Raw genomic sequence first — 18,449 nt, 5'->3', positions numbered from 1 at the left:
CGCGTCACTGGCGGTTGATCTGGTCGAGGGCGCGCTTCATGGCGCCGCGCTGGAAGACCAGCTTCCAGCGCCGGCCGCCCTGCTGATGCCACAGCAAGGCGAAGCGCACGCCGGCCAGCAGCGCGGCGCGCACTCGCTCGGGCATCATGCGCTGCTGTAGCAGGCTGGGCTCGCCCTGCACCACGATGCGGTACTTGAAGGTCGAGAGCGTCTCCTGATAGAGCTCGCCAAGGCTGGCGACCACGTTCTCGTGGGTGTCGCCGAAGTGCTCGGCCTGGCCCTGGATACGCGTCAGCTTGCTACCCAGATCGCTCATCATGTTGCTGTTGTTGCGCAGCTTGTTCATCAGCATCAGCAGCGAGAAACCATAGCGCAGTACCACCGGGTTGGCCTGCTTGCGGCCGACCACCGCCTCGAGCACCTCGAGTCCCTGGCGCAGGTAGTTGGGGTGGCCGCCGTAGATCGCTTCGAAGCTCTCGGGGTCGGTGTCGACGGTGGCGCGGATCAGGGTGCTCCAGGCGCGCTCGTCGGCCTGGCCGGTGCGTGCCATTTCATCGACCACCGCGGCGGCCTGAAAGACCCCGGCAAGGGCCAGGGCCTGGCGGGCCATCGGGCTGTCCGGGGCGCTGTGGATCGGGGTGCTGCTCATGCGGCGGCCTCCGTGGCGTTCCAGGTGGTGCGGATCACGCCGCCGCCGAGGCAGATGTCGTCGGCGTAGAGCACCAGCGACTGGCCTGGCGTCACCGCGCGCTGCGGCTCATCGAAGCGTACCTCGACGCCGCCATCGGGCAGCGTGTGCATATGGCAAAGCACGTCTTCCTGGCGGTAGCGGGTCTTGGCGGTGAAGCGTCCTGCGCTGACAGGCGGTTCGCCGGCCACCCAGTCCATGGCCTCGGTGGCCAGGCTGTCGCTGTAGAGCAGCGGGTGATGCTTGCCCTGCACGGCGACCAGCACGTTGCGCTCGAGGTCCTTGGCGGCCACGTACCAGGGCGCGTCCGGGTGGTTGGCCAGGCCGCCGATGCCGAGCCCCTGGCGCTGGCCAAGGGTGTAGTACATCAGGCCCATGTGCTCGCCGATGACCTCGCCGTCGGGGGTCTCGATGGTGCCGGGCTGGGCCGGCAGGTACTGCTTGAGGAAGTCGCTGAAGCGGCGCTCGCCGATAAAGCAGATCCCCGTCGAGTCCTTCTTGCGTGCGGTGACCAGGCCGTGCTGCTCGGCCAGCGCGCGGACCTCGGGCTTTTCGAGCTCGCCGACCGGAAACAGGGTGCGGGCGATGGCCGCCTCGGGCACCGCGTGCAGGAAGTAGCTCTGGTCCTTGTTGACATCGATGCCCTTGAGCAGCCGTGCGCGACCCTCGCGCACGCCGCCGCGCACATAGTGGCCGGTGGCGATCTTGTCGGCGCCGAGCATCTCGGCGTAGTCGAGGAACACCTTGAACTTGATCTCGCGGTTGCACAGGATATCGGGATTCGGCGTGCGCCCGGCCTGGTACTCGGCCAGGAAGTGCTCGAAGACGTTGTCCCAGTACTCGGCGGCGAAGTTGGCGGTATGCAGCGTGATGCCGAGCTTGTCGCACACCGCCTGGGCGTCTGCCAGGTCCTCCTTGGCGGTGCAGTACTCGGTGCCGTCGTCCTCGTCCCAGTTCTTCATGAACAGGCCTTCGACCTGATAACCCTGCTCCAGCAGCAGCAGGGCGGAAACGGAGGAGTCGACGCCGCCGGACATGCCGACGATCACCTTGCCGGTAGCTGAAGACATACACTCTCTCGGGTTGGAGCCTCAAATGGCCGGCGATTATACCTCATGTTGCCGCGGTGCTTCATCTCGTGGGGCATCGCTGCGACGAGCGCGCACTCAATTGACCGGTCGGCCAATCGAGGCTATCGTCTGCTGATGAGCGAGAAAACCCAGACACGAGACCCTGAACTGACCCGCACCCGCATTCTCGACGCGGCGGAATCCCACTTCGTGGAGCAGGGCTTCTCTGCCGTCAAGCTGAGTGCGCTGGCGCGTTCCGCTGACGTCACCAAGAGCCTGATCCATCACCATTTCGGCAGCAAGGAACAGCTGTGGGAGGCGGTCAAGAATCGTGCCTTCGAGCGCTATTACACTGGCCAGATGGCCATGCTGGAGGAGGCCGGCGAGCCGGATGCCATGCTGCTGCGGCATTCGGTGGAAGCCTACTTCCACTTTTTACGCGACAACCCCGGCGTAGTGCGGTTGTTCGCCTGGACCCACCTGGAAGGGGACAGCCATTGTGGAGAGCTCGACAACCAGCTCGTCGGTGCGGGGGCCGAATGGGTTCGCCAGGCCCAGATGCGTGGCCTGTTGCGTAAGGACATCAACCCAACCCATGTGATCGCGCTGTTCGTGATGACGTGCACGCAATGGTTCGAGGCCAAGTGTCACCATCAACACTGGCCGGGCATGGGCAGCGACGAGGCCTTCCTGGAAGATTTCCTGACGATTTTCATGGCCGGGGTCGCGCCGCAGAACTGAGTTTTTTGCGCCAATTACTGACCGGCCGGCCAGTTTATTAGCCGGTTCGCTGAATGAGGAAGCAGGAACATGACACAGGGGAAAAGAGGGGGACCTGCCACGGGGGTGCTGGGGGTGTTGGGCATCGTGCTGCTACTTGCAGGCTGCGACTCGGCGCCGGCCGCGAGAGGCGAGGCCGGCGAGACGCTGGATTCTCGGCCGATGGTGCGTGTCGCTCAGGTGCGCAACGGTTCCGCCGAACAGAGGATGCGCTTCCCCGGTGTGGCGCAGGCAATGGACCGGGTCGCGCCGGCATTCCTGCATGCCGGCGTGCTCAGCGAGCGCCTGGTGGAGCGTGGCCAGCGTGTCGAGCAGGGTGAGCCCCTGGCACGGCTGCACAACCCCGCGCTTGAGCCTGCCCTGGTGGGTGCCGAAGGACGGGTCAAGGAGCTTGACGCCCATCTGGCCAGGCTGGGCAGGGATGTGGAGCGGGCTCGGGTACTGCGTGAGCGGAACCTTGTCGCCGAGGAGGAGTTGGATCGGCTGGTTGCGGAACGGCAGGCCACCGCCCAGGTCAGGGAGCAGGCAGTGGCTGCCCGGGCCGATGCCGCAGCCCAGGTCGAGGAGATGACGCTGCGGGCGCCGTTCGCCGCCAACGTGGCCGACTTGTTCGTCGAGCCGGGAGACTTCGTGGCCGCCGGCGAGCCGGTGCTGGCGCTTTCCGGTGTCGATGGCGTGGAGGTGGCGATTCGCGTCCCGGTGACGCTCGGCGCCCGGCTGACCGCGGGGATGCCGGCTCAGGTGTCGCCGACGCTGCAGGAAGGCCGCTTTGAGGGAAGGATCAGTAGCGTGGGGAGGGCGGGTTCGGCACTGGTGCCGGTGGTGGTCGAACTCGAACCCGACCCGCGCCTGGTCCCGGGGGAGTCGGTGCAGGTATATCTTGCCGTTGCCACGCAGCCATCGCTGCAGATACCGCTTGTGGCGGTGCAGGACCCCGGCGGGCACGCGCCCTACGTCCTTGCCCTCACTGATGATGAGCGCGTGCGGCGGGTGGCGGTGGCGCCGGGACGGCTGGAAAACGACTGGGTGACCATCTCGGCCCCGCTCTCTCTCGGCGATCGGGTGGTCACTGCTGGTCAGGGGCGCCTCCAGCAAGGCGATAGCGTGCGGGTGCTGCCATGAAGTGGCTGCACGCGGCGCTGCACGTCAAGCGCCTGGTGCTGACCGTGACGGCACTGCTGGCGCTGATCGGGCTGGCCGCCTGGCTGACCATGGATCGTCAGGAGGATCCCTTCTTTCCCTACCGCTTCGGCCAGGTGCTGGTGCCGTATCCCGGCGCGGAGCCGGAGCAGGTCGAGCGTCTGGTGCTCAACGCGCTGGAAGAGGAGTTGGCCCAGGTCGAGGAGGTCAACGAGCTCATCGGCACGGCGCGGCTGGGTGTGGCGCATGTCAACATCGAGATGCACGAACATGTCTATGACACCGACGCCGCCTGGGAGCAGATCCGCATTGCGGTGAATCGGGCGTCGCGGAAATTTCCCGACGGGGTGGGCGAGGCCGAGATCAGCGACCGGGACTCCGACGCCCACGGCATCGTGCTATCGGTGACCGGCAGCGATGACCTGCTCGAGCTGCGCGAGGCCGCCGAGCGGCTGCGGCGCGACCTGTTCCGACTCAAGGACATTGCACGCATCGACCTGCTCGCCGATCCCGGACAGCAGGTCATCGTCAGTTGGGACGATGCCCTGGCGGAACTGACCGGGCTCGATGCCCAGGCGCTGGGCGATCAGTTGGCCGCCCGCAACCTGACTACCGCGGGAGGCAGCCTCTCCAGCGGTGGGCGCTCGGTGGTGCTCGATCCGGTGACGGAGTTTGGCAGCCTCGATGAACTGGCCGCGACCCCGATTCGCACGCGGCGAGGGGACACTTTGCCACTGGGCGAGCTGGCGGATGTACGGCTGTCGCCACGCGAGCCCGCCACCGAGCGCATCTGGCATGACGGCGAGCCCGCCGTGTCGCTGGGCATCATTCTCTCCAACGAGCGGGTCAATGCCGTCCGTTTCGGCGAATCCCTGCGCAGCCTGCTCGACGAGGTGCGCCCCGCCTATGCGCCGCTGCAGATCCAGGAGATGTTCTATCAGCCCCGCTGGGTGGAGCAGCGGCTGGCCGAACTCGGCGTCTCGCTGCTGCTGGGCATTGCCATTCTCGGCGCCCTGCTGTTCCTGACCATGGGCCTGAGGCTGGGATTCGCGGTGATGCTGATCGTGCCGCTGGTGACCTTTTCGGCCCTGGCCATCTATGCCATGGGCGGCGGCATCCTGCACCAGATCGCCGTGGCGGGCATGGTGATTGCGCTGGGCATGCTGGTGGACAATGCCATCGTCATGGTCGAGAACCTGCAGTGGCATCGCGACCAGGGGCGCTCGGCGGCGGAGGCCGTGTCGCGCTCGGTGCGAGAGCTTGCCGCGCCGCTGCTGGCGGCGACCGGCACCACCCTGGCCGCCTTCGTGCCGCTGCTGCTCTCCAGTGGCAATACCGCCGACTTCACCCGGGCGATTCCGGTGATGGTGATGCTGACCTTGGTGGTCAGCTATCTCTACGCGATCTTCGTCACCCCGGTCTTCGCCGCCGCCATCCTCAAGCCCGGCGGCGGTTCGCAGCGGCGCAGCCTGTCAAGTGCCGGCCGGCGGATCGGGCGCTTCGCCGTGCGCTGGCCGGGCGGCATACTCGCCGGTGCCGTGGTCCTGTTGGTGGGGGCGATGGCCATGCTGCCACTGCTCAACCATGACTTCTTCCCCGATACGGACCGCAATCAACTGGTCATCGACCTGCACTTCGCCGAGGGTACGCATCTCGATTACACCGCCCATGAGGCAAGCGTGCTGGCCGCGGACCTGCGTGAGCGACCGGCGGTGACCGGCGTACACCTCTTTGCCGGCTTCAGTGGCCCACGGTTCTATTACAACCTGGTCGAGCAGCCCCGTCAGGCGCATCTGGCGCGGCTGGTGGTCGAGGCGGAGCATGCCGACGATCTGGCTCCGCTGATGGCGTGGGTGCGGGACGTTACCCCGGAACGGTTGCCGGAGGCCGATGTGGTGGCGCGACGCCTGGGGCAGGGGCCTCCCGTCACGGCCCCCGTCGAGATTCGCGTCTTCGCCGAAGAGCGCAGCCGGCTCGCCGAAGGCACCGAACGTATTCTGGCGCTGTTGCGGGGTGCCGAGGGTGCGCGCGATGCGCGACATACCCTGGGTGAAGGGCTGCCTACGCTGCGGCTGGACGTGGACGATGCCCGTGCCGGCGAGTTCGGCCTGTCGCGGCGCGAGGTCGCCATGGCGGTGGCGGGTGCCAGTCGCGGCATCGAGGTGAGTACCTGGCGCGCCGAGCGCGACCCTGCGCCGCTGTTGATTCGTTCGCCGGAAGGCGAGCGCTTCCCGCTATCCGCGCTCGAAGGGCTGCGCCTGGCGACTGGCAATGGCGATTCGGTGCCCCTCGGCGAGGTCGCTTCCCTACGCACCACATGGCAGCCGGCAGTGATCCAGCATCGTGGCCTACGTCGCATGACCACCGTGCTGGCCGAGGTGGCCGATGGCCAGACCTATGCCAGCGTGCTGGACGGGCTGCTGCCGCGGCTGGCAGAACTCGAGCTGCCGGAGGGAGTGACCTACATGGTGGGTGGGGCGGCCGAGTCGGCGGGGGATGCCAATACGGCGCTGTTCCAGACCCTGCCATTCGGCGTCCTGTTGCTGATCGTGTTCCTGCTGGCGCAGTTCAACTCCTTTCGCCAGCTGGGCATCGTATTGACCAGCGTGCCACTAGCGGCCATCGGCGTGATCCCGGGCCTGTGGCTGACCGGGCAGCCATTCGGCTTCACCGCCATGCTGGGTGTCGTCGCCCTGGTGGGGATCGTGGTCAACAATGCCATCGTGCTGATCGATGTGATGAATGCCAATCGCCGGCAGGGCATGCCCCTCGACGATGCAGTGGTCGGGGCGGTCGCCCGGCGCACCCGACCGGTGCTGCTGACCACCGCCACCACCGTCGCCGGCCTGGTGCCCCTGACCCTGACCCAGTCGACGCTGTGGCCGCCGATGGCCTGGGCGATCATCTCCGGGCTCGTCGCCTCGACCCTGCTGACACTACTGGTGATCCCGGCGCTCTATCGACTGGCCATGAAGTGGTGAACTCAGGGGACGCGGGGTGCTAGCGCTCCTGAATCACGTCCATCGGAAACACCCGGCCGCTGCGCGCGTCGCGGATGCGGCGCATCACCAGCGGGCTCCTCAGCCGCCCGGCGCGCTCCAGGTCCTCGATCTCGTCGAAGGTCAGCCAGTGAATGGCCAGCACGTCGCGGTCGAGCTCGTTGCCCAGGTGGGCCAGCGCCATGCCTACGTAGCCGTGGCTGTGGAAGGTCACGCCGTCCGGAGCGTGGTAGACGTAGAGCCCCAGGTAGTCGGTAATGCCGACCCGCCAGGCGGTCTCTTCGCGGACTTCTCGCTCGGCGGCCTCGAGCAGCCGTTCATCGGGTTCGAGGTGGCCGGCGGGCTGGTTGAACAGGGTGAAGGGGCCACCGCGGTCCTCTTCGACCAGCAGGTAGCGCCCGGCACGTTCGACCACGGTGGCAACCGTGACGCGGGGAGACCAAGGTTTCATCGTGAGCGCCTCTGTGGGGAGTGGTGCGGGTTGGCCGTGCGGCGCGCTGGCGCATGCAGGGTTTCGCGGCGCCATTCGCCGGGGGCCAGGCCATCGAGTCGCCAGGCACCAATGGCCACGCGCACCAGGCGCAAGGTGGGATGGCCGACGTGAGCGGTCATGCGCCGCACCTGGCGGTTACGGCCCTCGCTGATGGTTAGCTCGAGCCAGGTGGTATGCGGGTGGCGCCTGGCGTCCAGCGGCGGCTGCCGCTCGGGCAGCTCACTGGTCGCCAGGCGGCGCACCTTGGCCGGCTGGGTGGTGCCATCCTTGAGCGGCACGCCGCGGCGCAGGGCCTGCAGTGCGGCATCGTCGGGCTCGCCCTCGACCAGCACCCGGTAGGTCTTGGGTTGCTTGTGGCGTGGGTGGCTGATGCGATGGATCAGCGCGCCGTCGTCGCTGAGCAGCAGCAGGCCCTCTGAGTCGTAGTCGAGGCGGCCGGCGGCGTACACCCCGGGGGCGTCGAGATAGTCGCCCAGAGTGGCGCGGCCCTCGCGGTCGGTGAACTGCGAGAGCACCTGATAGGGCTTGTGCAATAGATACAGGGTGCTCATGGGGCTCCGTCATCAAGAGTAAATCGTGCCGCGCCATGGCAGGCTTGCCCAGCGCCTGGCGGCGGGGTATACGAACATCGCTCATGCGAAACAGGCCTCGCGCTGGTATACTCCCAGCCGATCGTTGGGAACGCCGTCGTCACAACCGGACCCGCCGAGTCCTGTCCCTGCCTGGTGTTCCGACCCGCTCGCCTTTCCTGCAATCGCTGTGACCAGAGAGACCAGAGAGACTACCGCCAACATGTCAAAAACGCCGAAGATTATCTACACGCTTACCGACGAAGCGCCTGCCCTCGCCACTCATTCGCTGCTGCCGATCATCGATGCTTTCACCGATCCGGCCGGTATCGAAGTGGAGACCCGCGATATCTCGCTGGCCGGGCGCATCCTGTCTCAGTTTCCCGATTACCTGAGCGACGAGCAGCAGCTCGGCGACCATCTGGCCGAGCTCGGCGACCTGGCCAAGACGCCGGAAGCCAACATCATCAAGCTGCCCAACATCAGCGCCTCGACGCCGCAGCTCAAGGCGGCCATCCGCGAACTGCAGCAGCAGGGCTACAAGCTGCCCAACTACCCCGATGAGCCTTCTTCGCAGGTCGAGCACGACGTCAAGGCGCGCTACGACAAGACCAAGGGCAGCGCGGTCAACCCGGTGCTGCGCGAAGGCAACTCCGACCGCCGTGCGCCGCAGTCGGTCAAGGGCTTCGCCCGCAAGTACCCGCACCGCATGGGCGAGTGGAGCGCCGATTCCAAGTCCCACGTGGCGAGCATGAGCGACGGCGATTTCTACGCCAGCGAGAAGTCGGCGCTGATCGAGGCCGCCGGCAACGTCAAGATCGAGCTGGTGGCCGCCGACGGCAGCACCCAGGTACTCAAGGAGCAGACCCCGGTACTGGCCGGCGAGGTGATCGACGGCTCGGTGATGAGCCGCCGCGCGCTGAGCGCCTTCATCGCCGAGCAGATCGAGGATGCCAAGCAGCAGGACGTGCTGTTCTCGCTGCACCTCAAGGCCACCATGATGAAGGTCTCCGACCCGATCATCTTCGGCGTGGCGGTGGAGGCCTTCTACGGCGACGTGCTGGCTAAGCACGCTGCCGACCTCGACGAGGTGGGCTTCAACGCCAACAGCGGCATCGGCGATCTCTACGCCACCATCAAGGAGCTGCCCGAGGCCAAGCAGGAGGCGGTCAAGGCCGACGTCGAGGCGCTCTACGCCGAGCGTCCGCGCCTGGCGATGGTCAACTCCCACAAGGGTATCACCAACCTGCACGTGCCCAGCGACGTGATCGTCGACGCGTCGATGCCGGCGATGATCCGCGACTCCGGCAAGATGTGGGGCGCCGACGACCAGCTGCATGATGCCAAGGCGGTGATTCCGGACCGCTGTTACGCCAGCATCTATCAGACCGTGATCGACGACTGCAAGGCCAACGGCGCCTTCGATCCGACTACCATGGGCAGTGTACCCAACGTCGGTCTGATGGCACAGAAGGCCGAGGAGTACGGCTCCCACGACAAGACTTTCGAGATTCCTGCCGACGGCACCGTGCGGGTCAGCGACGAGAGCGGCGCGCTGCTGTTCGAGCACGCCGTCGAACGCGGCGACATCTGGCGCATGTGTCAGACCAAGGATGCGCCGATCCAGGACTGGGTCAAGCTGGCGGTGACCCGTGCCCGCGACAGCGGCGCACCGGCGATCTTCTGGCTCGACGCCAAGCGCGCCCACGACGCCCAGCTGATCCGCAAGGTCGAGACCTACCTCAAGGATCACGACACCAGCGGCCTGGATATCCGTATTCTGGCACCGGTAGAAGCCATGAAGGTCTCGCTGGAGCGTATCCGCAAGGGCGAAGACACCATCTCGGTCACCGGCAATGTGCTGCGCGACTACCTGACCGACCTGTTCCCGATCATGGAGCTTGGCACCAGCGCCAAGATGCTCTCCATCGTGCCGCTGATGAACGGCGGTGGCCTGTTCGAGACCGGTGCCGGCGGTTCGGCGCCCAAGCACGTCCAGCAGTTCCTCGAGGAGAACCACCTGCGCTGGGATTCGCTGGGCGAGTTCCTGGCCCTGGCCGCGTCCCTCGAGCACCTCGGCAACACCTTCGGCAACGTCCGCGCTACGCTGCTGGCCAAGGCGCTGGACAGCGCCAACGGCAAGTTCCTCGACAGCAACAAGTCGCCGTCGCGCAAGGTCGGTGAGATCGACAATCGCGGCAGCCACTTCTACCTGGCGATGTACTGGGCCGAGGCGCTGGCCGCCCAGGACGAGGATGCCGAGCTCAAGGCGCTGTTCGCGCGCCTGGCCGAGTCGCTGAAGAGCAACGAGGCAGCTATCCTCAATGAACTCAACGGTGTGCAGGGCAAACCGGTCGATATCCGCGGCTACTACCATCCGGATCACGACCTGACCCGCGCGGCGATGCGCCCCAGCCGGACCCTCAACGAGGCGCTGAACGTGGTCGCCAACGGCTGATCACTTCGCTCTCTGCGAGGCTCAGGGCCCTCGTCCGCCAGGCGGGCGGGGGCTTTTTTGCCTGTATCGCTGGCCTGGCCCTTGCAAGAGGCGTGCTGGGGACGCATTTATCACTTAGTACTGAACCCGCTGCCGCGAATGGCGTCGAAAGAGCGTGACGCCGGCGGTGAGCAGACGCTATCGATGGACATGAATGGTTATGGTTGAACACGATGAGTCCGTGCCGATGGGTGCCGCCGACCGTGCCCCCGCGTTGGGCATGACGAAGCCGCCCGAGCCGGATCAGGAAGATGATGGCAATCTGGCGGTCAAGCCAGCCGACCCGGAACTGGCCAAACCGCCGATGTACAAGGTGGTGCTGCACAACGACGACTTCACGCCGATGGAGTTCGTGGTCGAGGTGCTGCAGACTTTTTTTCATTTCGAGAGCGAGAAAGCCGTACAGGTGATGCTGGCGGTGCATACTCAGGGTAAGGCGACCTGCGGGATCTTTACTCGCGATATCGCCGAGACCAAGAGTCATCAGGTCAATGAGTATGCCCGGGAGTGCCAGCACCCGCTGCTGTGCGACATTGATGCGGCGGATTGAGTGCATACGCAATCGGTCGTTTGCACGCTACGACCGGCAAGCGTTGGAACATCGAGCTTGCGAAACCCATGAATGTGCCCGATGGTGAGAATGCGGCCGAGAAATTTGCCGACGTAAGCCCGAGGCGGCGAGAAGGGGACTGCCATGCTGAGCAAAGAACTTGAACTGACCCTGAACACGGCCTTTACCGTGGCCCGCTCCAAGCGCCACGAGTTCATGACCGTGGAGCACCTGCTGCTGGCTCTGCTGGACAACGCCTCTGCGGCAGACGTGCTGCGAGCCTGCGGGGCCAACCTCGAAAAGCTGCGCTCCGACCTGCAGGATTTCATCAATTCCACCACGCCGCTGATTCCCGAGGATCAGGTCGACCGCGAAACACAGCCAACGCTAGGTTTCCAGCGGGTGCTGCAGCGCGCGGTCTTCCACGTGCAGTCCTCCGGCAAGAGCGAGGTCACCGGCGCCAATGTGCTGGTGGCGATCTTCTCTGAGCAGGAGAGCCAGGCGGTCTACTTCCTCAAGCAGCAGAACGTGGCGCGAGTGGATGCCGTCAACTACATCGCCCACGGCATCTCCAAGGTCTCGGGGCACACCCAGAACCCGTCGTCGGCACCGTCATCGGATGCCGAAGAGGGCGAGGAGGGCGGCAACGAAGGGGCCGCGCACCCGCTTACCGGCTATGCCACCAACCTCAACGAGCAGGCGCGACTGGGCAAGATCGATCCGCTGATCGGTCGCGACCACGAGCTCGAGCGGGTGGTGCAGATCCTTGCCCGGCGGCGCAAGAACAACCCGCTGCTGGTGGGTGAGGCCGGGGTCGGCAAGACCGCCATCGCCGAGGGTCTGGCCAAGCGGGTCGTCGAGGAAGAGGTGCCCGACGTGATCGCCGATGCAGTGGTCTACTCGCTGGACATGGGCGCGCTGCTGGCCGGTACCAAGTACCGCGGCGACTTCGAGAAGCGTCTCAAGAGCCTGCTGGCCGAGCTCAAGAAGCAGCCCAACGCGATCCTGTTCATCGACGAGATCCACACAGTGATCGGCGCCGGCGCGGCATCCGGTGGGGTCATGGACGCCTCCAACCTGCTCAAGCCACTGCTCTCGTCTGGCGAGCTGCGCTGTATCGGCTCGACCACCTTCCAAGAGTTCCGTGGCATCTTCGAGAAGGACCGTGCCCTGGCCCGGCGCTTCCAGAAGGTCGATGTCATGGCGCCCTCGGTAGAGGACACCATCCGTATTCTCAAGGGCCTGCGTGGGCGCTTCGAGGAGCACCACAAGCTCAAGTACACCGACGGCGCGCTGGAGAGCGCTGCGCGCCTGGCGGATCGCTACATCAACGATCGCCACCTGCCCGACAAGGCCATCGACGTGATCGACGAGGCCGGCGCCCATCAGCGCCTGCTGCCGCCGGAAGTGCGGGTCGATGCCATCGACGTCGATCAGGTCGAGGCGGTGGTCGCCTCGATCGCGCGGATTCCGCCGAAGAGCGTCTCCAGCTCCGACCGCAAGCTGCTCTCCAACCTCGAGCGCGACCTCAAGATGCTGGTGTTCGGCCAGGACGAGGCGATCACCAGCCTGTCGGCGGCGATCAAGCTGTCGCGGGCCGGTCTCAAGTCGCCGGACAAGCCGGTGGGCAGCTTCCTGTTCTCCGGCCCCACCGGGGTCGGCAAGACCGAGGTGGCCAAGCAGCTGGCCTCGCTGATGGGCATCGAGCTGGTGCGCTTCGACATGTCCGAGTACATGGAGCGCCACACCGTGTCGCGGCTGATTGGCGCGCCTCCCGGCTATGTCGGCTACGACCAGGGCGGGCTGCTCACCGAGGCGATCACCAAGCAGCCGCACTGCGTGCTACTGCTCGACGAGATCGAGAAGGCGCACCCCGAGGTCTTCAACCTGCTGCTTCAGGTGATGGATCACGGCCGTCTGACCGACAACAACGGCCGTGAGGCGGACTTCCGCCACGTGATCCTGATCATGACCTCGAATGCCGGTGCCGAGCAGATCGCACGGCGCTCGATCGGCTTCCAGACCCAGGACCACTCCACCGACGGCATGGAGGTGATTCGCAAGACCTTCACCCCCGAGTTCCGCAATCGTCTCGACGGCATCATCCAGTTCCACGGCCTGATGCCCGAGGTGGTGCGCAACGTGGTCGACAAGTTCCTGGTCGAATTGCAGGCGCAGCTCGACGAGAAGCGCGTGCAGCTCGATGTCGACGAGGCGGCGCGCAGCTGGCTTGCCGAGCAGGGCTATGATCCGGAGATGGGCGCGCGGCCGATGGCGCGGCTGATCCAGGACAAGCTCAAGAAGCCGTTGGCCGAGATGATCCTGTTCGGCGAGCTCTCCGAACACGGCGGCGTGGTCCACGTCAGCATCGAGGAGGGGGACGACGAGTTGCGGCTGGAAACCGAGGCCGAGCTGGCCTGAGCGTAGCGCGACCGGTGAATGCCGGTCGCAGCCTGTCGACGCGTAATACCGGCGCCCTGTCACTTGACGGGGCGTCGCGCGTTATGGGGCTGCGGTTCGAGGGCTGGCGGCCGGTGGCGGGGCGCGGGCTTAGCGGGAGCGGTAGACGATGCGGCCCTTGGACAGGTCGTAGGGCGTCAGCTCGACCTTGACCTTGTCGCCGGTCAGGATGCGGATGTAGTTCTTGCGCATCTTGCCGGAGATGTGCGCGGTGACCACGTGGCCGTTTTCCAGCTCGACGCGGAACATGGTGTTGGGAAGGGTATCGACGACGACGCCTTCCATTTCGATATGGTCTTCACGTGCCATATTAGGCGGTTCCTCGTAATGGTGCGCTTGGTGTTGGTCAACAAGATAGCGCGATATTGTGCCGCAAGCCGCCCTTCAAGGCAAAAAAGCTGCTCATAGTGGAATCTCGCGTCGCCAGTGGCGGCCGTGCAAGTACTCCAGTGGCTGAAAGCTGCGCTTGTAGTTCATCTTGCGGCACTCGCGGATCCAGTAGCCCAGGTAGACATGGGGGAGCTCGCTGCGGCGTGCCAGCTCGACCAGGCTGAGCACTGCATAGCTGCCCAGCGAGCGCCGCTCGAAGGCCGGGTCAGGATCGAAGAAGGTGTAGATCGCCGATATCCCGTGCCCCAGCAGGTCGATGGCCGCGACCGCTACCAGGCGTCCCTCGAGGCGAAACTCGAGCAGCCGCGCATAGGGGTGATCGAGGGTCAGGAAGGTGCGGTACTGCTCGTGGCTGGGTGGGTACATGTCGCCATCGGCATGGCGCTCGCGAATATAGCGCGAGTAGAGGCCGTAGTGCTCGGCGTCGAAGCGCGCCGGACGCTCGTGCAGGGTCAGGTCGGCGTTACGCCGCAGCAGCTTGCGCTGGCTGCGGCTGGGGGTGAAGTCGGCGACCGGGATGCGCACCGAGACGCAGGCGTTGCAGGCGTCGCAGTGAGGCCGGTAGAGGTGCCGCCCGCTGCGCCGAAAACCGAGCAGGGCCAGGGCGTCGTAGACGCCCTGGCCGGGGGACTCCTGGGGGTCGAGAAACAGCGTGGTGGCCTCGCGTTTCTCGAGATAGCTGCAGGCATGCGGGACCGTCAGAAAGAAGCGGAGATCCCGCGTCGGCTGCTGAGGCGTGTTACTGCTCACTGTCGCCCTCTCCTGGCGGGTGGAAGGCCGGCTCGGCGGCCCGTGCATACTGCTCAAGATAGTCGAGGAAGCTGTCTCGGGCGATGTCCCGTGCGCCCAGACTGGCCAGGTGGGCGGTATGCATCTGGCAGTCGATCAGCCCGCCGCCATCGGCCTCGAGGTGCCTGGCAAGGGCCACCAGCGCGATCTTCGAGGCATCGCGCTCCCGCGAGAACATCGATTCGCCGAAGAACATCCGACCAATGGCCACGCCATACAGGCCGCCGACCAGTTCTTCTTCGCGCCATACCTCCACTGAATGGGCGTGACCGAGGCGGTGCAGGGCCAGGTAGGCGTGGCGCATCTCGGCGGTGATCCAGGTGCCCTCGTGGGCGGCTCGTGTTTCGGCACAGGCCTCGATGACCGCCGCGAAGGCGCGGTCGAGGCTGGTCGAGAAGCCGCCGTTGCGCAGCCGCTTGGCGAGGCTGCGGCGCACCTTGAGCTCCTCGGGAAACAGCACCATGCGTGGATCGGGGCTCCACCACAGGATCGGCTGGTCGTCGCTGTACCAGGGGAAGATACCGCGCCGATAGGCTGCCAGCAGCCACTCCGGTGTCAGCGCGCCGCCAGCGGCCAGCAGGCCATCGGGATCGTCGAGGGCGGTGTCGGTCGGCGGAAACTGAATCGGCGTCGGGGGCAGCCAGGGCAGCATCGGTGGGCACGGTCTATATCGGAAGCGGGCAGCCATTATTGACCATGGGCAGGGCAGGGGTCATCCCCAGCGTGGTGCTGTCGCCGATTCCCTACTGTGATGCGGCCTGCTGGCTCGGTATGATGGCGCCATTGCAAGACCATGGAAGACGCCGTGACAGGCGTACAAGGGGGAAGGTCGCTTGAGTGTCAAGAAGAGAGCCAGCGGTCGCCGCACCACGGCGACCCAGGCCAAGGGCAGGGCCAGTCAGGCCAAGGACCAGGCGCGTCGCGTCGGATTGAAACTGCAGGGCGCCAGCCGCGAAGGCGTGGTGATCATGCTGCTGGCCGGCTGCGTGTTTCTGCTGCTGGCGTTGTTCAGCTACCAGTCGGGCGATCCGGGGTGGTCGCACAGCGGGCCGGAGACGACGGTTGGTAACTGGATGGGGCCGGTCGGCGCCTGGTTGTCGGACGTGCTCTACTCGCTGTTCGGTGCCAGCGCGCTGTGGTGGCCCGGCATGCTCGGCTTCGCCGCCTGGTGGCTGGTGCGCTCGCGTCAGGTGCGTTTCGAGTGGGACACCACCGTGCTGGCGGTCAAAGCCGCCGGCCTGGTGCTGCTGCTGCTCGGCACCACCACTATCGGCGCACTGCACTTCTACAGCCCCTATAGCGGTTTGCCCTACGCCTCGGGCGGGATTCTCGGCGAAGGGCTGGTGGCGGGGCTGTATCCGCTGGTTGGCGCTCACGGCACCACGCTGCTGGCCATGGTATCGATTCTGTGTGGCTTCCCGCTGTTCTCCGGCCTCTCCTGGTTGACGGTGATGGACGAACTGGGTCGCCAGCTGTTTCGCCTGATCGGCTGGGTCTGGGGGCTGCTGGGGGGAGCCAAGGATCACTGGCTGGTGCGCCGTGAGCAGGCTCGCGATGCCAAGCGAAGCGATGAGCAAGCCCGGCGCAGCGAGGAAGAGGCTACATCCCGCGATGCTCCCGATGAGCAGGACGACGCGCCGTCGCGCCGCTGGTGGCGGCGCCTGCTGCCCGGTGGGCATGCTGCCAGCGTAGCGCTAGATACGACGTCGGCGAACGGCGAGGCGCGTCGAGAACCCGGCTTCGGCGACGATGGCAAAACCGAGATTCCCTGGGAAGTGCCGGTACAGACGCCCTCGGCCAAGCGCCCCGAGGCGGCCTATAGCGCGCGGGCAGCGGACACGCCTTCGGCGAGCGACGGTCAGCCCGCCTGGGCGGGGGCCGCCAGCCTCGCGGGCGCCGCCAGTACCCGTGAGACGCCGCTGCGTCCCGAACTCGACGAGCCGCGTTGGGCCGGCATGTCGCTGAGCGCCCAGCGCGACGATACGCCGCCTGCCCCGGCCGCACCGGAGCCTGCTGAGCCAGCACCCGCACAACCATTTGTCGAGGACGAGGCACCGCCCCATGGCTGGGCGTCGTCCGGCTCATCGCCGCACTCGCCGGCGCGCAGCGACAAGCGCGAGCCAGGCCTGGTCAGCTGGCGCGACGCCGATTGGGACGACGAGGCCGATGCCGACGAGCCGCGTCTGTCGTGGTCGGATCTCGACGAGCCGGACGACGCGCCGCACGTCAGCGACAAGGCGCCAGGCGTCGACGAGGACGCTGCCGAGCTGCCGCCGGCGGTAGCGCCGCAAAGCCCTCCGGCCGAGGCACCGCAGGTGGCCAGCGCCGAGCAGGGCCGTGCCGCGGCCGCCGAGCCCGCCGGCCCGGCGCTGTGGACCGTGGAGCACCTGCAGAACCAGCGCCCCCAGTTCGATATGGTTTCAGAGCCCGATGGGGAGCTGCCCAGCCTGCGGCTGCTGACACCGCCGGAGCCGCATCAGCCCAACTACACCCAGGAGCAGCTGACCAGCATGGCCGAGCTGCTCGAGACGCGGCTGCGCGAGTACGGCGTCAAGGCCGAGGTGGTCGAGACCTGGCCGGGGCCGGTGATCACGCGTTTCGAGATCAAGCCCGCCGCCGGGGTCAAGGTCTCCAAGATCAGCAACCTGGCCAAGGACCTGGCGCGCTCGCTGATGGTCAAGAGCGTGCGGGTGGTGGAGATCATTCCCGGCAAGCCGACCGTGGGCATCGAGATTCCCAATCCCAAGCGCGCCATGATTCGCCTGCGCGAGGTGATCGACTCCGACCGCTACCAGCACGAGGCCTCGGCGCTGACCCTGGCGCTGGGCCAGGACATCGGCGGCGCGCCGGTGGTCGCCAACCTCGGCAAGATGCCGCACCTGCTGGTGGCCGGCACCACTGGCTCGGGCAAGTCGGTGGGGGTCAACGCCATGTTGATCTCGATGCTGCTCAAGGGCACCCCGGACGAGGTGCGCATGATCATGGTCGACCCCAAGATGCTCGAGCTGTCGGTCTACGACGGCATTCCGCACTTGTTGGCGCCTGTGGTCACCGACATGAAGGAGGCCGCCAACGCGCTGCGCTGGTGCGTGGCCGAGATGGAGCGTCGCTACAAGCTGATGGCGGCCATGGGCGTGCGCAATATCGCCGGCTTCAACGCCAAGCTCGACGAGGCCGAGCGCGCCGGTGCCCAGGTTGCCGATCCGCTGTGGGAGCCGCAGCCGTGGCAGATGCACGAAACGCCGCCGGTGCTCGAGAAGCTGCCCTATATCGTGGTGGTGATCGACGAGTTCGCCGACATGTTCATGATCGTCGGCAAGAAGGTCGAGGAGCTGATCGCACGGCTAGCGCAGAAGGCCCGCGCCGCCGGCATCCACCTGATTCTGGCTACCCAGCGCCCATCGGTGGACGTGGTGACCGGCCTGATCAAGGCCAACATTCCCACGCGCATGGCCTTTCAGGTCTCCTCGCGGGTCGACTCGCGCACCATCCTCGATCAGGGCGGCGCCGAGAACCTGCTCGGCCACGGTGACATGCTCTACCTGCCGGCCGGCTCGGGCCTGCCGACGCGGGTTCATGGCGCTTTCGTCGACGATGACGAGGTGCACCGCATCGTCGAGGACTGGAAGCGCCGCGGCGAGCCCGAGTACATCGAGGAGATCCTTTCCGGGGGAGTGTCCGCCGATGCCCTCACCGGCCTCGAGGCCGAAGGCGGCGGCGACAGCGACGACGCCGAGCAGGACGCTCTCTACGACGAGGCGGTGATGTTCGTTACCGAGTCGCGGCGCGCCTCGATCTCGGCGGTGCAGCGGCGCTTCAAGATCGGCTACAACCGCGCCGCGCGGCTGGTCGAGGCGATGGAGGCGGCGGGCGTGGTGTCGTCGATGGGCACCAACGGCAGCCGCGAGGTGCTGGCCGGACCGCCCGCCGGCGACTGACAAAAGCATGCAGCAATCGTGGAAGCGTCGGCCGGGCTGCAACGCTCTCTCGCGGGCGCTGTCCATGTATCGGGAACACAACCTCG

At 66.5% G+C, this 18,449-nt stretch carries 14 protein-coding genes; 7 read left to right on the top strand and 7 right to left on the bottom strand.

Annotation, left to right across the window (positions count from 1 at the left end; translation table 11 throughout):
• Positions 1-4: 4 nt before the first annotated feature.
• Both hflD and mnmA read right to left on the bottom strand, forming a co-directional pair.
• Positions 5-649 carry a high frequency lysogenization protein HflD gene (gene hflD, locus CK498_RS04735; protein ID WP_095619715.1) on the bottom strand — a complete coding sequence of 215 codons (645 nt, stop codon included), beginning with the start codon at positions 647-649 and terminating at the stop codon, positions 5-7.
• On the bottom strand, positions 646-1,758 hold the full coding sequence (mnmA, locus tag CK498_RS04730; RefSeq protein WP_095619714.1) for a tRNA 2-thiouridine(34) synthase MnmA: 1,113 nt from the start codon (positions 1,756-1,758) through the stop codon (positions 646-648). Before mnmA ends, hflD begins: the two co-directional genes overlap by 4 nt.
• Before the next feature lie 135 nt (positions 1,759-1,893).
• On the opposite strand from mnmA, the gene CK498_RS04725 reads away from it, so the two are divergent.
• The 3 genes from CK498_RS04725 to CK498_RS04715 all read left to right on the top strand — a co-directional run bounded on the left by CK498_RS04725 (position 1,894) and on the right by CK498_RS04715 (position 6,659).
• Entirely contained in the window at positions 1,894-2,499 is a 606-nt protein-coding gene (locus tag CK498_RS04725; protein ID WP_176475720.1) for a TetR/AcrR family transcriptional regulator, read from the top strand.
• A gap of 69 nt (positions 2,500-2,568) precedes the next feature.
• Positions 2,569-3,660: an efflux RND transporter periplasmic adaptor subunit gene (locus CK498_RS04720; RefSeq protein WP_095619712.1), complete on the top strand. Its 1,092-nt coding sequence runs from the start codon at positions 2,569-2,571 to the stop codon at positions 3,658-3,660.
• Entirely contained in the window at positions 3,657-6,659 is a 3,003-nt protein-coding gene (locus CK498_RS04715) for an efflux RND transporter permease subunit (protein WP_095619711.1), read from the top strand. The genes CK498_RS04720 and CK498_RS04715 overlap by 4 nt, the downstream gene beginning before the upstream one ends.
• Positions 6,660-6,678: 19 nt before the next feature.
• Here CK498_RS04715 and CK498_RS04710 read toward each other — a convergent pair whose 3' ends face one another.
• Positions 6,679-7,128: an NUDIX domain-containing protein gene (locus tag CK498_RS04710; protein WP_095619710.1), complete on the bottom strand. Its 450-nt coding sequence runs from the start codon at positions 7,126-7,128 to the stop codon at positions 6,679-6,681.
• A complete protein-coding gene (locus CK498_RS04705; RefSeq protein ID WP_095619709.1) occupies positions 7,125-7,721 on the bottom strand; it encodes a pseudouridine synthase in 597 nt (198 codons plus the stop codon). The genes CK498_RS04710 and CK498_RS04705 overlap by 4 nt, the downstream gene beginning before the upstream one ends.
• Before the next feature lie 241 nt (positions 7,722-7,962).
• Between CK498_RS04705 and CK498_RS04700 the strand changes: the two genes are divergently transcribed.
• The 3 genes from CK498_RS04700 to clpA all read left to right on the top strand — a co-directional run bounded on the left by CK498_RS04700 (position 7,963) and on the right by clpA (position 13,207).
• On the top strand, positions 7,963-10,197 hold the full coding sequence (locus CK498_RS04700) for an NADP-dependent isocitrate dehydrogenase (RefSeq protein ID WP_095619708.1): 2,235 nt from the start codon (positions 7,963-7,965) through the stop codon (positions 10,195-10,197).
• 226 nt (positions 10,198-10,423) lie between these two features.
• Positions 10,424-10,786 (top strand): ATP-dependent Clp protease adapter ClpS, encoded by a 363-nt coding sequence (gene clpS, locus CK498_RS04695; RefSeq protein WP_095620230.1) that lies wholly within the window; start codon positions 10,424-10,426, stop codon positions 10,784-10,786.
• A gap of 144 nt (positions 10,787-10,930) precedes the next feature.
• Positions 10,931-13,207, top strand: coding sequence for an ATP-dependent Clp protease ATP-binding subunit ClpA (gene clpA / locus CK498_RS04690; RefSeq protein ID WP_095619707.1), 2,277 nt, complete (start codon positions 10,931-10,933; stop codon positions 13,205-13,207).
• Positions 13,208-13,336: 129 nt separating this feature from the next.
• Here clpA and infA read toward each other — a convergent pair whose 3' ends face one another.
• From infA to aat, 3 genes are all read right to left on the bottom strand, one after another.
• The gene (infA, locus tag CK498_RS04685; protein ID WP_013332816.1) at positions 13,337-13,555 is read right to left on the bottom strand and encodes a translation initiation factor IF-1; all 219 of its coding nucleotides are present in this window, start codon (positions 13,553-13,555) and stop codon (positions 13,337-13,339) included.
• A gap of 93 nt (positions 13,556-13,648) precedes the next feature.
• Positions 13,649-14,386 carry an arginyltransferase gene (locus tag CK498_RS04680; protein WP_095619706.1) on the bottom strand — a complete coding sequence of 246 codons (738 nt, stop codon included), beginning with the start codon at positions 14,384-14,386 and terminating at the stop codon, positions 13,649-13,651.
• Positions 14,376-15,077, bottom strand: coding sequence for a leucyl/phenylalanyl-tRNA--protein transferase (aat, locus tag CK498_RS04675; RefSeq protein WP_095619705.1), 702 nt, complete (start codon positions 15,075-15,077; stop codon positions 14,376-14,378). Before aat ends, CK498_RS04680 begins: the two co-directional genes overlap by 11 nt.
• 181 nt (positions 15,078-15,258) lie before the next feature.
• Between aat and CK498_RS04670 the strand changes: the two genes are divergently transcribed.
• Complete coding sequence (locus CK498_RS04670) at positions 15,259-18,363, top strand: DNA translocase FtsK (protein WP_095619704.1); 3,105 nt, start codon at positions 15,259-15,261, stop codon at positions 18,361-18,363.
• The last annotated feature ends 86 nt before the right edge of the window (positions 18,364-18,449 follow it).

Origin of the sequence: Halomonas salipaludis, from assembly GCF_002286975.1 — a bacterium.
GTDB lineage: Bacteria > Pseudomonadota > Gammaproteobacteria > Pseudomonadales > Halomonadaceae > Franzmannia > Franzmannia salipaludis.
This window is presented reverse-complemented; position numbering and strand designations above follow the sequence as displayed.

Bases quoted from the DNA above. Each gene is read 5' to 3' on its own strand.
- hflD (WP_095619715.1), bottom strand. From the start codon at position 649: ATGAGCAGCACCCCGATCCACAGCGCCCCGGACAGCCCGATGGCCCGC.
- mnmA (WP_095619714.1), bottom strand. From the start codon at position 1,758: ATGTCTTCAGCTACCGGCAAGGTGATCGTCGGCATGTCCGGCGGCGTC.
- CK498_RS04725 (WP_176475720.1), top strand. From the start codon at position 1,894: ATGAGCGAGAAAACCCAGACACGAGACCCTGAACTGACCCGCACCCGC.
- CK498_RS04720 (WP_095619712.1), top strand. From the start codon at position 2,569: ATGACACAGGGGAAAAGAGGGGGACCTGCCACGGGGGTGCTGGGGGTG.
- CK498_RS04715 (WP_095619711.1), top strand. From the start codon at position 3,657: ATGAAGTGGCTGCACGCGGCGCTGCACGTCAAGCGCCTGGTGCTGACC.
- CK498_RS04710 (WP_095619710.1), bottom strand. From the start codon at position 7,128: ATGAAACCTTGGTCTCCCCGCGTCACGGTTGCCACCGTGGTCGAACGT.
- CK498_RS04705 (WP_095619709.1), bottom strand. From the start codon at position 7,721: ATGAGCACCCTGTATCTATTGCACAAGCCCTATCAGGTGCTCTCGCAG.
- CK498_RS04700 (WP_095619708.1), top strand. From the start codon at position 7,963: ATGTCAAAAACGCCGAAGATTATCTACACGCTTACCGACGAAGCGCCT.
- clpS (WP_095620230.1), top strand. From the start codon at position 10,424: ATGGGTGCCGCCGACCGTGCCCCCGCGTTGGGCATGACGAAGCCGCCC.
- clpA (WP_095619707.1), top strand. From the start codon at position 10,931: ATGCTGAGCAAAGAACTTGAACTGACCCTGAACACGGCCTTTACCGTG.
- infA (WP_013332816.1), bottom strand. From the start codon at position 13,555: ATGGCACGTGAAGACCATATCGAAATGGAAGGCGTCGTCGTCGATACC.
- aat (WP_095619705.1), bottom strand. From the start codon at position 15,077: ATGCTGCCCTGGCTGCCCCCGACGCCGATTCAGTTTCCGCCGACCGAC.